This window comes from Streptomyces sp. NPDC050704, assembly GCF_040654355.1.
Taxonomy (GTDB): domain Bacteria; phylum Actinomycetota; class Actinomycetes; order Streptomycetales; family Streptomycetaceae; genus Streptomyces.
Genome location: NZ_JBFAHW010000008.1, coordinates 138,209 through 151,877, shown reverse-complemented (window position 1 = coordinate 151,877; position 13,669 = coordinate 138,209). Strand labels below are relative to the sequence as shown.

The 13,669-nt window shown below is 70.9% G+C and carries 11 protein-coding genes; 5 read left to right on the top strand and 6 right to left on the bottom strand.

Annotation, left to right across the window (positions count from 1 at the left end):
- Position 1: 1 nt before the first annotated feature.
- The 6 genes from AB0I18_RS06695 to AB0I18_RS06670 form a co-directional block, all read right to left on the bottom strand.
- Complete coding sequence (locus AB0I18_RS06695; RefSeq protein WP_363104270.1) at positions 2 to 790, bottom strand: enoyl-CoA hydratase/isomerase family protein; 789 nt, start codon at positions 788 to 790, stop codon at positions 2 to 4.
- A gap of 162 nt (positions 791 to 952) precedes the next feature.
- Positions 953 to 2,485: a GMC family oxidoreductase N-terminal domain-containing protein gene (locus tag AB0I18_RS06690; protein ID WP_363104269.1), complete on the bottom strand. Its 1,533-nt coding sequence runs from the start codon at positions 2,483 to 2,485 to the stop codon at positions 953 to 955.
- Positions 2,486 to 2,580: 95 nt separating this feature from the next.
- Positions 2,581 to 4,035, bottom strand: coding sequence for an aldehyde dehydrogenase (locus AB0I18_RS06685; protein ID WP_363104268.1), 1,455 nt, complete (start codon positions 4,033 to 4,035; stop codon positions 2,581 to 2,583).
- Positions 4,036 to 4,174: 139 nt separating this feature from the next.
- Positions 4,175 to 6,154, bottom strand: coding sequence for an FAD-dependent oxidoreductase (locus AB0I18_RS06680; RefSeq protein WP_363104267.1), 1,980 nt, complete (start codon positions 6,152 to 6,154; stop codon positions 4,175 to 4,177).
- Positions 6,155 to 6,220: 66 nt separating this feature from the next.
- Entirely contained in the window at positions 6,221 to 7,384 is a 1,164-nt protein-coding gene (locus tag AB0I18_RS06675; RefSeq protein WP_363104266.1) for an acyl-CoA dehydrogenase family protein, read from the bottom strand.
- A 115-nt stretch (positions 7,385 to 7,499) separates the two neighbouring features.
- Positions 7,500 to 8,300 carry an SDR family NAD(P)-dependent oxidoreductase gene (locus tag AB0I18_RS06670; protein ID WP_363104265.1) on the bottom strand — a complete coding sequence of 267 codons (801 nt, stop codon included), beginning with the start codon at positions 8,298 to 8,300 and terminating at the stop codon, positions 7,500 to 7,502.
- Between the two features lie 102 nt (positions 8,301 to 8,402).
- Here AB0I18_RS06670 and AB0I18_RS06665 point away from each other — a divergent pair, with 102 nt between their 5' ends.
- The 5 genes from AB0I18_RS06665 (at position 8,403) to AB0I18_RS06645 (ending at position 13,667) form a co-directional block, all read left to right on the top strand.
- Positions 8,403 to 9,455, top strand: coding sequence for an NAD(P)-dependent alcohol dehydrogenase (locus AB0I18_RS06665; RefSeq protein WP_363104264.1), 1,053 nt, complete (start codon positions 8,403 to 8,405; stop codon positions 9,453 to 9,455).
- Between the two features lie 36 nt (positions 9,456 to 9,491).
- Positions 9,492 to 9,668 (top strand): NAD(P)-binding protein, encoded by a 177-nt coding sequence (locus tag AB0I18_RS06660; RefSeq protein WP_363104263.1) that lies wholly within the window; start codon positions 9,492 to 9,494, stop codon positions 9,666 to 9,668.
- A gap of 89 nt (positions 9,669 to 9,757) precedes the next feature.
- Positions 9,758 to 10,900, top strand: coding sequence for an NADP-dependent oxidoreductase (locus AB0I18_RS06655; protein WP_363104262.1), 1,143 nt, complete (start codon positions 9,758 to 9,760; stop codon positions 10,898 to 10,900).
- A 409-nt stretch (positions 10,901 to 11,309) separates the two neighbouring features.
- Positions 11,310 to 12,365, top strand: coding sequence for an extracellular solute-binding protein (locus AB0I18_RS06650; RefSeq protein WP_363104261.1), 1,056 nt, complete (start codon positions 11,310 to 11,312; stop codon positions 12,363 to 12,365).
- 99 nt (positions 12,366 to 12,464) lie between these two features.
- Complete coding sequence (locus AB0I18_RS06645; RefSeq protein ID WP_363104260.1) at positions 12,465 to 13,667, top strand: ABC transporter ATP-binding protein; 1,203 nt, start codon at positions 12,465 to 12,467, stop codon at positions 13,665 to 13,667.
- Positions 13,668 to 13,669 lie beyond the last annotated feature (2 nt).

Here is a 13,669-nt window from a genome sequence, read left to right as displayed (position 1 = left end):
ATCAGCGCCCCGTCCACTTGGGTTCGCGCTTCTCCAGGAACGCCGACACGCCTTCGTTCGCGTCCTCGGAGTTGAGGGCCACGCCCACGGCGAGGTGCTCCATCACCATCAGCGACTGGATGTCGGCGTCCAGGCTGCGGTCGATCGTCATCTTCGTCAGCCACATCATGAAGGGGCTCTTGTCGACGAGGTCCGCGATGAAGGCGTCGACCGTCTCGTCCAGCTTGTCGGCCGGGGCGGATTTGTTGATCAGTCCGAAGTCGACGGCCTCGATGCCGGAGAGGAGCTTGCCGGTGAGCATCAGCTCCTTGGTCTTGCGGATGCCGATCATGCGCGGCACCCGGTAGATGGGTCCGGCCCCGCCGAACAGGGCGCGGCGGATGTGGAAGTCGCCGATCTTGGCGTCGTCCGCGGAGACGGCGAAATCACAGGAGATCATGATCTCGAAGCCGCCGGCGGTGACGTAGCCCTCCAGGACCGCGACCGACGGGGTCTTCATCGAGTAGAGGCGGTCGCACACCTTCGCGGACTTCACCGCGACGTCGATCGCGTTCGACTTGCCGACGTACTCCGCCTTCAGGCTGTCGAGGTCGAAGCCCGAGCAGAAGGTGCCGCCGCGACCGCGGACCACCAGGACCCGCAGCTCGGGGTCCTCGTCGACCTCGGTGATGATCTCGTCGAGCCGGTCCAGGATCGGCACGGTGACGCAGTTCTTCTTCCACGGGCGGTTGAGCCACACACGGGCGACGTTGCCGTCGCGCTCGAACTGGATTTCGTCTTCCACTGCCATGCCCTCACCCTTCCAAACTGAACTGAATTCACTACGAGTTTGGGGCGCCGGGAGCACGCTGTCAACCCCTTGATCGATCCAGGTTCAAGTGCGACATCGACCTCATCTGGCCAGGTCGGCTCGCCGAACAACCGAGTATGGCGAGATCAAACCGAATCTGCTTCAGTTCTCGCCGCTCAGTTCGTCCGCCCAGCGCTCGGCCATCATCATGACCGTGGTGTTGGTCGGCACGGCGGGGATGTCCGGCATGGTGGAGGCGTCGACGACGTACAACGCCTCGACCCCGTGCACCTTGCCGTTCTGGTCGACCACCGCGGCCGGGGTGCCCTCCCCGCCCATCGCGCAGGTGCCCACCGCGTGGCAGTAGGTGTTCTTGCCCTGGAGGACGGCCCGCGTGAGGTCCGCGTCCGTGGTGGCGTCGGGGCCGGGCCACGTCTCGGCACGTACGTACTTCTCCAGTGGGCCCGAGCCCATGATCTCCCGGATCTGACGGATGCCGGCCACCATGCGGCGCAGGTCGTCGGGGTGGTCGAACAGGCCCAGCCGGATGCTCGGGGCGGCTTCGGGGGCGCGTGAGGTGATCTCCACCCTGCCCAGCGAGTACGGGCGCACCACGGCGAGGGGCACCAGCATCACCCCTGGCTCCATGGTGAACGGCAGCGCGTGCAGGTCGACTTCGCCCTGGCTGCCCGCGCCCGCCGAGGAGAACGCCAGGGCGGTCTGCAGCGGCGGCAGGAGTTCCTCCCCGACCGCCTCCTCGTCCATGGCGTAGGTGAGGTAGACCATGGGGTGGTCGCGGAGGTTCCTGCCGACGCCTTCGAGGTGCCGCGTCACGGGGACGGACAGCTCGTCGAGAATCCGGCGCGGGCCGATGCCCGAGCGCATCAGGATCGCCGGGCTGCCGATGGCCCCGGCGGACAGGACGACCAGGTCGGCTTCGAGCACGGTGCCGTCGGTGAGGAGCACCGCCCGGGCCGTGCCGTCGGCGGTGAACTCCACGCGGTCCACGGTCCGTTCGCCCAGGACGGTCAGGTTCTCGCGGTGGCGGGCCGGGCCGAGGTAGGCGATGGCCGAGCTCTGCCGGATGCCGTCCTTGCGGTTGAAGGGGACCGGGCCCGCGCCATCCCGGCGGGCCCCGTTCATGTCCTGGTGGACGGGATGGCCGGCCTGCGCGCAGGCCTCCAGGAACGCGGACATGACCGGGCGCAGGCCGTTGCCCTCGGTGAAGCGCTCGATGTGTACGGGGCCTCCGGTGCCGTGCAGTTCCCCGCCGATCGGGTCGTCCTCGAGCTTCCTCAGATACGGCAGGACCTGGTCCCAGGACCAGCGGTCGTTGCCCAGCCCGTTCCAGCGGGCGAAGTCGTCGGGCGTGGGCCGCAGGGCGTTGGCGCCGTTGACGGACGAGGAGCCGCCGATGACCTTGCCGCGCAGGACGGGCAGGATGCCCTGCTCGACGATCCCGAACATCGGGATGCTGTCGGCATCGGCGACGTGGTCGTCCGACTCGTAGCCCCAGTCATGGGTGGTGAACCCGAACTGGTCCGCGTCCAGCACCTCGGCGGCGGTCTCCTCCGGGGTGCGGTAGTCGGGACCGGCCTCTACCAGCGTGACGGTGTTCGCGGGGTCCTCGCTGAGCCGGGCGGCCAGGACACCACCGGCGGAACCTCCACCGCAGACCACTATGCGACGTGCCATGGTTACCTCTCTTCTTCTCTTCGTTGAGATGAAGCTCTTCTTCAGGACGAAGCTCTGCTCCAGGACGACGCTCTGCTTCGAGTTGAAGCCGTTCCTCAGCCCAGCGGCGCGCCCGACAAGGCGATCGACTTGGCTTCGAGGAAGTCGTCGAGGCCCTCGGGGCCGTTCTCGCGGCCGATACCGGACTTCTTGCTGCCGCCGAAGGGCGCGTTGATGTCGAGCGTGTAGGCGTTGATGCTGAAGGTTCCGGTGCGCACGCGGCGGGCGATCCGGAGGGCGGCTTCCTCGTCCTGGGTCCAGACGGTTCCGGAGAGCCCGTACGGCGAGTCGTTGGCGAGTTCGACGGCGTGGTCGGGACCGTCGTGCGGGATGGCGACGACGACCGGGCCGAAGATCTCCTCCTGCGCGATCCGCATGTCGTTGGTGACGTCGGTGAAGAGGGTGGGTTCGAGGTACCAGCCGGTGCTCGGATCCGCCGGGCGGCCACCCCCGCAGGCGACGGTGGCGCCTTCCTTCCTGCCGAGGGCGATGTACTCCTCGACGCGCGCCCGGTGCGCCTCGGTGATCAGCGGTCCGATCACGGTCGCGGGGTCGGCCGGGTCGCCGATGGGCAGGGCGCTCATGTGCCGGGCCAGGGCCTCGGTGAACTCGGCGTAGCGCGAACGCGGCAGCAGGATGCGGGTCTGGGCGGTGCAGATCTCGCCCTGCATGAAGGCGGCACCGCAGCCCACGAGTGCTGGGACCACGGCGTCGATGTCGGCGTCCTCCAGCACGATCGCGGCCGATTTCCCGCCCAGTTCCAAAGTCACTCGACGGATGTCGCGGCCGCAGGCCTCGGCGATCCGGGCACCGACGGCGGTGCTTCCCGTGAAGCTGACCTTGTCCACGCCCGGGTGGGAGACCACGTACTCGCTCTCCGCGGCATCGGCGGCGAACAGGCTGATGACGCCCTCGGGAACGGCCGATTCGGCGACGACCTCGGCGAACACATGGCAGGCGAGCGGGTCCTGGACCGGCACCTTGACGATGACCGGGCAGCCGGCCATGAGCGCGGCGGCGATCTTCTGGGTGGTCAGCGGCAGCGGGCCGTTCCAGGCGGGGATGGCCACGACGACGCCGACGGGTTCACGGACGATCAGGGTGCGGACCGGTCCGTTGACCCGCTCCTCCTCGAAGACGAATCCCTCGGCCAATGCGGCGTAGAAACGGAAGTAGTTGGAGGGCGCGACGGCGAAGTAGCCCTCGGCGAAGCCGCGCGGGCAGCCGGTCTCGGCCATGGCCAGCGCGGCCAGGTCGGCCGCGCGTGTGTCGAGGCGGTCGGCGAGGTCGCGCAGGGCCGCGGCGCGCTGTTGCACGCTCCACCTCGGCCAGGGGCCGGCGTCGAAGGCCTGCCGGGCCGCGGCCACGGCGGCGTCGATGTCCGCGGTGGACGCCAGGGGGACGTGGCCGATGACCTCCTCGGTGCTGGGTGAGACGACCTGCGCGACACGGTCGGTGGAGGGGGCGGTGAGCCGGCCTCCGATGAGGATGCGGTCGTAGTCGTGTGCCATGCGGTGAATGCCTCTCTGCGGTAACGCGGAAACACTTCGGAGGAAAGGTGTGCTCGCGGGCCGGGTCAGGGGTGTCGCGGGCCGGGGCAGGGGCGTCGCGGGCCGGCCCACAGACAGATCGCCGCCCCCGCACGGACCGTCACAGCGGCCTGGCGGCCCGTGCCGCCAGAGCCTCGGCCGCCGCACGCCCCTCCGCGACGGCGTGCGCGATGCGGCGCGGCACGACGCAGTCGCCGACTGCGCGGACGCTCTGGTGGTCGGCCGGGGCGAAGTCGGGGCGGCGCGGGTGCCGTTCGCCGACGATGACCAGGACGTCGGCGGCGAGATGCGTCTCGTGGCCGTCCAGAGCGTGGCGTAGGCACACACCGTCGGTGGTCGTCGAGGTCACGGTGCTCATCGCGACGACGCGCAGGGATGCACCGGTGAGCCGGTTCATCAGCTGGGTGCGGTTCTCCGGCGACAGGCCGGTGGCGAAGCCGGTTCCGGGGGTGATGACGGTGACCTCCCGAGCGCCGCCCGCCAGCGCGCTCTCGGCGGCGCTGATGCCCTGCCACCAGCCGAAACCGTCGTCCAGGACGGCGATGCGGGGCGCGGCCGGTACGACGTCCGCGTACCGGCGCAGGAAATCCGTACTGGTGAGGGTCGGCAGCTCGCCGGGCACGCGGACGGGCTCCTCCTCGGCGCCGGTGGCGAGCACGATCCGGGCGTACGCCGCCAGGTCGTCCGGGTCCGGCGAGGTACCCAGCAGCACCCGCACGCCGAAGTCGGCGAGCTGCTCGCGCTGGTAGTCGACGAACTTCTGCCAACCGGGGCGGTGCGGGGCGAGGGAGGCGAGGTGTGCCTGACCGCCGGCCTGCCGGGCCGTGTCGAAGACGGTGACGTCGACGCCGGAGCGGGCCAGCTCCGTCGCGCACTCCATACCGGCGGGGCCCGCTCCCAGGACGGCGACCGGGCCACCGGCGACGGGACCGTTGCGGCCGCCCGGCCGGGTGAGCAGCAGCGGGACGGCGGGTCGGCCGGCGGCTCCCGGCGGACCCAGCTCGGGGTTCACCGAGCAGGACCCGGTGGGCTCGAAGGTCCGGCAACCCTCGTTGCAGCTCGTACAGGGGCGTACGGACCGCTCGTCGCCCGCGATCACCTTGCGGGCGAAGTCGGGGTCGGCCATGAACGGCCGGGCCATCCCGACCAGGTCGGCCCCCGAGTCCAGCGCCCGCTCGATGTCCGCCACCGACCGGAAGCCCTGGCCTACCAGGAGCGGCAGGGCGACGGCCGAGCGGAGCCGGGCCACGGACTCCAGCAGTGGCGGGCGCGTGGTGGCCATGCCGGGGACGTAGGTGTTGCGGACGCCGGTGGTGACGTTGACGTACGCGAAGGGCGCGGCGGCGCACAGCCGCGGCAGCAGCTCGGTGAGATCGTCCAGGCCCAGACCGGAGTCCTCGCCGGGCTCCACCGACACCCGTACGCCGATGGGGAGTTCACCGATCTCGGTGCGGATGGCGTCGATCACCTGGGCGGTCAGGGCGATGCGGTCGCCGTACTCGTCGTCGCGGGTGTTGTTGGCCCGGGAGAGGAACTGGGAAAGCAGATAACCGTGTCCGGCGTGCAGTTCGACGCCATGGAAACCGGCCTGCACGCTGATCTCCGCGGAGATGCGGAACGCGTCGACGACACCTCGTACTTCTTCGGCGCTCAGCGGACGGGGCGCGGTCGCCTCGCGGGGCGACCGGACGGCCGCGGCGGAGACCGGTGCGTAGTACGTGCCGGCGCCCAGGGTCTCCCGGCCGAGATGGACGAGCTGCGCGACGGCCACCGCGCCCTCGTCGGTGATGGCCTCGGCGCGGCGGCGTACGGCGTCCTTGGTCTCGGGGCGCCACGCCTCGGTCAGATAGCGCAGCGGCAACGTCGACTCGGGGGCCACCACGGTGCCTCCGGTGATCACCATGCCGACGCCGCCCCGGGCCAGCCGCCGCCAGTAGGCCGCGTCGGCCTCGGTGGGGGCACCTTCGGTGACGGCGGCGGTGGCGTGGGCGGTGGCGACGAGGCGGTTGCGGAGGGTGAGTCCGCCGAGTGCGAACGGTGCAGCGAGGGAGAGGGGTGGGGTGCGCGGCGTCGATGTCATACGGCTCTCCTCGCTGTCTCGCTGTCCTCTTGGCCCGGTCAGGTTGATCCGGTCAGGTCGGCCCGGTCAGGCAGCGGCGCGGGCGGCGAGACCGATGAGATCGGCGAGTCGGGCCCGGTGCCCGTCCGCGGTGCCGAACAGCACCTCGCCGCTGCGTGCGCGGCGCACGTACAGATGGGCCGGGTGCTCCCAGGTGAAGCCGATGCCGCCGTGCAGTTGGACGTATTCGGCGGTCGCCAGGCGGAAGGTCTCGGAGCAGACGACGGCGGCGGCGCAGGCGGCCACCGGCAGCTGCGGCGGGGCGAGGGCGGCGCAGGCAGTGGCGTACGCCGACGCCGAGCGGGCCGCCTCCAGCGCGACCAGCACATCCGCCAGCCGGTGCTTGACCGCCTGGAAGGAACCGATGGGGCGCCCGAACTGGTGGCGCTGTGCGGCGAACTCGACCGTGGCGTCCAGCGCGTGCCCGCTGCCGCCGACCTGCTCGGCCGCCAGCGCGGTCCGCCCGATGTCGAGGGTCGCCGAAACGGTGTCCTCGGCGCCCTCCGCCGTGCCCACGGTGGTGGCCGGGGCCCCCTGGAACTCCACCAGCGCTTGGCGCCGCGTCTCGTCCAGGACGCGGCGCGGAGTCCGCCGACAGGTGTCCGAGGTGGGTTCACAGGCGAACAGCCGGGCACCGGCGGGGGTCTGGGCCCGTACGAGGATCAGGTCCGCGCCGGCCCCGTCGAGCACGAAGTCCGCCCGGCCGCGCAGCACCCAGCCCGCGCCGCCCTGCTCGGCGGTGACCTCGGGCTCGTCGGGCCCGCCGGGTTCAGCGGTGCCGAACCCGGCCACGGTCGCGGTGAGCGTGCCGTCGGCGATCCGCGACAGGTAGCGCTCGCATGCCGTGCGGTCGCCGCTGTACAGCAGGGCGTGAGCGGCGAGGGCCACCGTGGGCAGCAGCGGCGCGCAGTACAGGGCGCGCCCTGATTCCTCCAGGGCCACGGCCAGCTCGGCGAACGTGAAGCCCGACCCGCCGTACTCCTCGGGCACGGCCAGTCCGTGCACCCCGATCTCTCCCGCGAGCCGCGTCCAGAGCGGTTCGTCGTATCCGCGCGGGGTGGCCAGGTGCTTGCGGACGTCCTCGGGACCACTTGTCTCGGTGTAGAAGTCCCGCAGGACCGCCCGCAGTTGCCGCTGCTCGTCGGTTTCGGACAGCGACTGGGGGTCGATCTCGGGGTGACGACGGTGCATGAGGTCTCCATCGTGCCATTGCCACTGACGCATCAACGCGTAAGAACTGAACTCAATTCATTGACCGTAAGCACAGCACTCCGGCCGGGCAAGACCCGTGCACCTATTGATTTGCTCAGGCGGTGAACCGGCCGCCGTTGGCGAGCAGCACCGCGCCCACCAGGTTCGCCGCGGCATCGCTCGCGAGGAAGAGCGCGATGTCGGCGATCTCCTCGGCCGTCGCGTACGGGCGCACCCGCGGGTCGGCGAAACCGGCGCGCAGCGCCTCGGGCGTGCGCGCCGCCATCCCCGTCTCCGTCGGCCCTGGAGCCACCACGTTCACGCGGATCCCGGCCGCGACGACCTCCTTGGCCACGGCTTGGCTCAGCGCGTGCACACCCGCCTTGGAGGCGGCGTAGTGGGGGTAGCCGACGGGGGTGTCGAAGGCCGACGACGAGCCGATCACCACGATCGCCCCGGCACCGAAAGGCCGCATAACCCGCACCGCGGCGCGCAGCACATGGAACGTACCGTCCAGGTTCACCGCCATGACGCGCCGCCAGGAGGCGTCGTCGAGGGAGTCGGTCACCTCGACCGGCCGCCCCTCGACCAGCGCGTCCGCGATGCGCTGCTTGGCCCCGGGGTCGTCGACCCCGGCCGCGTGCACCACGACGTCGAGCCGTCCGTGCCGGCGCAGCACGTCCTGGACGGCGGCGTCGACGCCCGCCGCGTCCGCCACGTCGAGTGCGACCGCCTCGGCGGCGGGCAGTTCCTTGGCGACGGCCGCGGCGCCTTCGGCGTTCACGTCGGCGAGGACGACGGCCCGCGCCCCTTCCGTGGCCAGCTGCCGGGCGACCGCCGCACCCATGCCGGAGCCGGCACCCGTCACCATCACGACCTTGTCCGCGAACCTGTCCGCCCCGACGTCTCCGTGCATCAAGTCGATGCCTCCTCCACTGCTCCTCGTCCTATTGAACTGACTTCACCTCTGTTACCGTGACGGCCGGGCGTGCCGCTGACAAGACCTGGGACGGTGAAGATGAGGGCACTGCGGCTGACGGCGTGGGGCGAGCCCCCGACACAGACCGAGGTCGAGCGGCCCGATCCGCAGGGCGCCGAGGTGCTGGTGCGCGTCGAGGCCACCGGGCTGTGCCACTCCGATCTGCACGTCATCGACGCGGCTCCGGGAGCACTCCCCTACCGGCTGCCGTTCACCCTCGGCCACGAGGTCGCCGGGCGGATCGCGGCCCTGGGGCCCGACGCCGACGCCGACGCCGACGGGGTGGCGGTCGGTGACCGCGTGGTGCTGTACGGACCGTGGGGCTGCGGCGCCTGCGACCGTTGCGCCGCGGGCCGGGACAACTACTGCGACCGGCGCTCCTCTCTCGCCTGGCACGGCGCGGGACTGGGCCGGGACGGCGGAATGGCCGCGTACGTACTCGTCCCGTCCGCCCGCCATCTGGTGCCGATCGGCGACTTGCCGGCGGATCAGGCGGCTCCCCTCTCCGACGCGGGCCTCACGTCCTATCACGCCCTGGCCGGTCTCCGGCACGCGCTCGGGGAGGGCACCACCACCGCCGTCATCGGTGTCGGCGGGCTCGGTCACCTGGCCGTGCAGATCCTCCGGGCGACCACCCCGAGCCGCGTACTGGCGGTCGACGTCCGGGAGGAGGCGCTGGCTCTCGCGGACCGCTCCGGCGCGGACTTCGGCAGCCTGATGGGCGCTGACACCGCGGGCGTCCTGCGGAAGCGGAGTGGTGGCGCGGGCGCGGACGCCGTGCTCGACTTCGTCGGCACCACCGAGACGCTGGAACTCGCGACCGGCATTCTGCGCCCGGGTGGCGAACTCGCCGTCGTCGGCAGCGGAGGCGGCCGGCTGACGGTCTCCAAACCGGGCGTCCTCCCGCCGGGCTTCAGGCTCTCGCTGCCCTTCTGGGGAAGTCGCCCCGAACTCGTCGAGGTCGTCGCACTGGCCCGCTCGGGGGCGATCCACGTGGAGACGGAGCAGTTCCCGCTGTCCGCCGCACCGGAGGCGATCGACCGGCTTCGCCGGGGCCTGATGCGAGGGCGGGCTGTGCTCGTCCCCGGCTGACCACGCACCACACGTCACGAAAGGGGTTGAGTGCGCATGTCGGACCACCGGACGGTCGACCTGCTCGCCGTCGGCGCGGGAATGGCCGGGCTGACCGCGCGCGAGAGAGCCCTACGCGACGGGTTGTCCGTCGTGGTCGTCGAGATCGCCGGTGACGTCGGGCCGCACGAGTCGCCGCGCCTCGCGAGTCTCCGACTCAGCCCGCCCCCGTGAACCAACCTCAGTTATCACTCAGTGGCCGACGCCTCACCGCTCGGCGAAGTCCTGCCCACCGGGCGCCGACGTACAAGGTGGACGAGCGAATGTACGGTGACACAAGTTCAGTTCATGGAGCAGATGAGCACCGGGCCGGGTCGGCTCACGCGCCTCTTGAAGGCGCGTCGGCGATCGGTCGTGAGGTCTGGCCGGTCGCGTACCCACGCGGCGAGGTCCGGGCGTCGGACTTTCGCATCGTCGAGGTCGAGGTGCGGCAACCGCGGCCGGGCGAGGTGCTGGTCCGGAACACGTGGACCTCTGTCGACGCCGCTCTCCGGCTGCGGCTCAGGGAGACGGCGCCACCGGGATACTTCCCCGCCTTCCGCCTCGAAGCGCCGATGGACGGGGTCATGACCGTCGGGCAGGTCATCGCGTCCCGCGCCGACGGGTTCGCCCCCGGCGACACGGTGTGGCACGCCTCCGGCTGGCGCGACTACGCGGTCGTCGAGGCGGAGAAGCAAGCGCTCGGCGGGGTCGGCACGCTCACGAAGCTCGACGTACGCGTCGCACCTCCACAGGTGTACCTCGGTGCGCTCGGCGCCAATGGACTCACCGCCTACGCCGGGCTCTTCCATGCCGGCGGCCTGCGCGACGGTGACGTCGTCTGGGTCTCCGCCGCGGCCGGCGCGGTCGGCAGCCTCGCCGCACAGATGGCGAAGATCCGCGGGCACCGCGTCGTCGGCAGCGCTGGTTCCGACGAGAAGGTGCGCTACCTCCTGGAGGAGCTCGGCCTGGACGCCGCGTTCAACTACAGGCGCGGCGCTCTCCCCGACCTCCTGCGCAAGGCGGCCCCCGACGGCATAGACGTGTACTTCGACAACGTCGGCGGCGACCATCTCGAGGCCGCTCTCGGGGCGCTGCGGAGCTCGGGCCGCGTCGCCATCTGCGGCATGATCTCGGAGTATGCGGCCCAGGAGCCGCCACACGGCCCCGGGAACCTCATGCTGGCGGTGACGAAGGGGCTGACGATCCGGGGCTTTCGCGCGAGCGGCCACACCGACCTGCTGCCCGAGATGACACGGCAAGCGGGCGCATGGATCCGCGAAGGCCGCCTCCACTGCCACGAGACGGTCGTCGACGGGCTGCCGCAGGCGCCGTCGGCGCTGGCGGGATTACTGCGGGGCGACAACACAGGTAAGACGCTTGTGCGGATCGACGGCGTCGCGCATGGTGAGAACGCCGTCGGCTGAGGCGGTCCGGCATCCCCCTTCGAGCCGGATACTGAACTGAAATAAGTCCAGCTCATGCCCCGAGAGCGTCCCGGGCGTCCTGGCCGAGCGGCCAGGATCGCATGTACTCCACACCCGACGCGACCTCCACCGGCATCCACCCAGTGCCGGTGCGGCCGATGCCGAAAGGCCTCCATGAGGCCACAGCGGTCGCACTTCGCCCCGCACACGGAGCAGGTCGGACCGAGGGCGGCCACCCCCGCATCGCCCCATCAATCCTTCGGTCACGCGGCTGCGCATTCTATTGCCTAACCGAGTTCAGTTTGGTAACTTCCACGAAATCTTGGCCATCCGGCCACCGTCCAGCGCGAAGTCACTCGGTTGTGCGCCGGTTCGGCCCGGGAGCCGGTTTCACGTAAGGGAGCCGAGAATGAGATCAGATCCGCGACGGCGCGGGGCTTTGCTCATCCTGCTATCGATCACCTCACTGCTGCTCACCGCGTGCGGCGGCGACAACGCCGAGACCAAAGTCGTGCCCGCGTCGGCGGGCCTGGACGAACTGGTCGCCGCAGCGAAGAAGGAAGGACAGATCACGGTCTACTCGGCCCAGGATCTGACCGCCCTCAACAACCTCGCCAAGGCCTTCGAGGCCAAGTACCCGGGGATCGACGTCAAGACCGTCCGGGGCGTCGACGGCGACCTCGGCGTGAAGGTCGAGACGGAGTTCAACACCGGCAAGGGCATCGCCGACACGTATGTCAGCGCGAGCCTGTCCTGGGTGAAGCCGCAGGCCGAGGCCGGGCGGTTCCTGGCGCCGACCGGTCCCGAACTGACCGGCAATGGCACCTACGACACCAAGCAGTACGTCCACAAGGGCAACTACTTCGAGACCAACTCCGCGGTACTCACGTTCGGCTGGAACACCAAGCTCCAGCCCAAGGGGCTGACCGACTACCCGGACCTGCTCGACCCGTCACTCGCCGGCGGCAAGATCGGTGTCGTCGAGCCGACGGCGCCCTCGCTCGTCGACTTCTACCTGTGGCTGGAGGAGACGTACGGCGCCGACTTCGTGAAGAAGCTGGCCGCCCAGAAGCCGCGCATCTACCCCAGCTCCCTGCCGATGGGCGAGGCGCTGCAGTCCGGCGAGATCGCCGCCGGCAGCTTCATCGCGCCGATCGCGCTCGAGCCCGCGAAGAAGAAGGGCGCGCCGGTCGACTACCGCATGCCGCCGGACGGCGCCTGGGGCGCCCGGTACTACGGCATGGTGCTCAAGAGCGGCCCGCACCCCAACGCCGGCCAGCTGTTCGCCAACTTCATGGTGACCGCCGAGGGGCAGGAGCTGATCACACCGTCGGCCGGGTCGGTGCTGCCCAAGGTCCCCGGCACAGTGATCACCAACGACAAGGTACGGGTGCAGGACCCGGCGAAGCTCACGCCGGACGCCGTGGCCGCGTACCAGAAGAAGTGGAAGTCCCTGTTCCAGTAGGGGTGGTGGACCGCATCAGCCAGGACCGATGCACAGCAGTGTGGGCACTCGCGCCTACGGGTGCCCACTCACCTGATCTTTGGATGTGAGGAGTCCCCCGTGTCCCACGTGCGCATCGAGGGTCTGACGAAAAGGTTCGCCGGCAAGCCGCCGGCTGTCGCGGTGGACGACTTGTCGCTGGAGATCGAGCGGGGCGAGTTCATCGTCCTGCTCGGTCCGAGCGGCTGCGGGAAAACCACGACTCTGCGCTGTCTGGCCGGTCTGGAGACGCCCGATGTGGGGCGCATCTCGCTGAGCGACCAGACGGTGCTGGACATTCGGGGGAAGGTCAACCTCCCCCCGAACAAGCGCCGGATCGGGATGGTGTTCCAGTCCTACGCGCTGTGGCCGCATATGACGGTGCGCCGCAACATCGGATATCCCCTGAGAACCCGACGGGTGCCCCGCGAACAGGCGCGCGGGCGGATCGAGGAGGCGGCCGAGCTGGTCGAATGCTCGGCCCTGCTCGACCGCTATCCGGCGCAGCTCAGCGGCGGCCAGCAGCAGCGGGTCGCCCTGGCCCGCGGCTTGGCCGCCCAGCCCGACCTGGTCCTCTTCGACGAGCCGCTGAGCAACCTCGACGCCCGGCTGCGCGACCAGGTACGCGCCCAACTGCACGAACTGCACGCACGACTGGGCTTCACCGCCGTCTTCGTCACCCACGACCAGAGCGAGGCGCTGGCACTCGGCGACCGCCTGGCGATCATGAAGGCGGGGCGGATCGAGCAACTCGACACACCGGAGCGGGTCTTCGAGGAACCGGCCACGGAGTACGTCGCCGGCTTCATCGGCATGTCGAACCGGCTCCCGCTCCGGCGTCAGGGCGAGGGATGGGTCCTCGCCGGCCAAGCGGACGCCGACGACCCGTCGGGCACGGCGGGGGCGACAGGTCAACTGGGCGCGGCAAGCCCGACGGTGGCCGACGAACTCCCCGTACCCCGCTCGCTCGGCGAGGTCGCCGCCCGGCTGCGCCCCGACGACCTCCAGCTCTGTCCGGCCGAGGAGAAGCCGCCCGCCCACGGGGTCGGCCTCCCGGCGGAGGTCGTCGACGCCCAGTTCGGCGGGCGTCACATGGACGTGGTCGTGTCGATCGCGGGCAGCCGCCTGCACGCGCGGGCGCCGCTGAACGGCAAGCCATGGGCCCGGGGCCTGGCGCGCGGGCAGCGGGTGACCGCGTGGTTCGCCAAGGACACGGCCATCTACTTCGACGCCGACGGGGTACGGACAGCCGCCCACACCCCCGCCGCGGCAGTGGGGGCGTGACG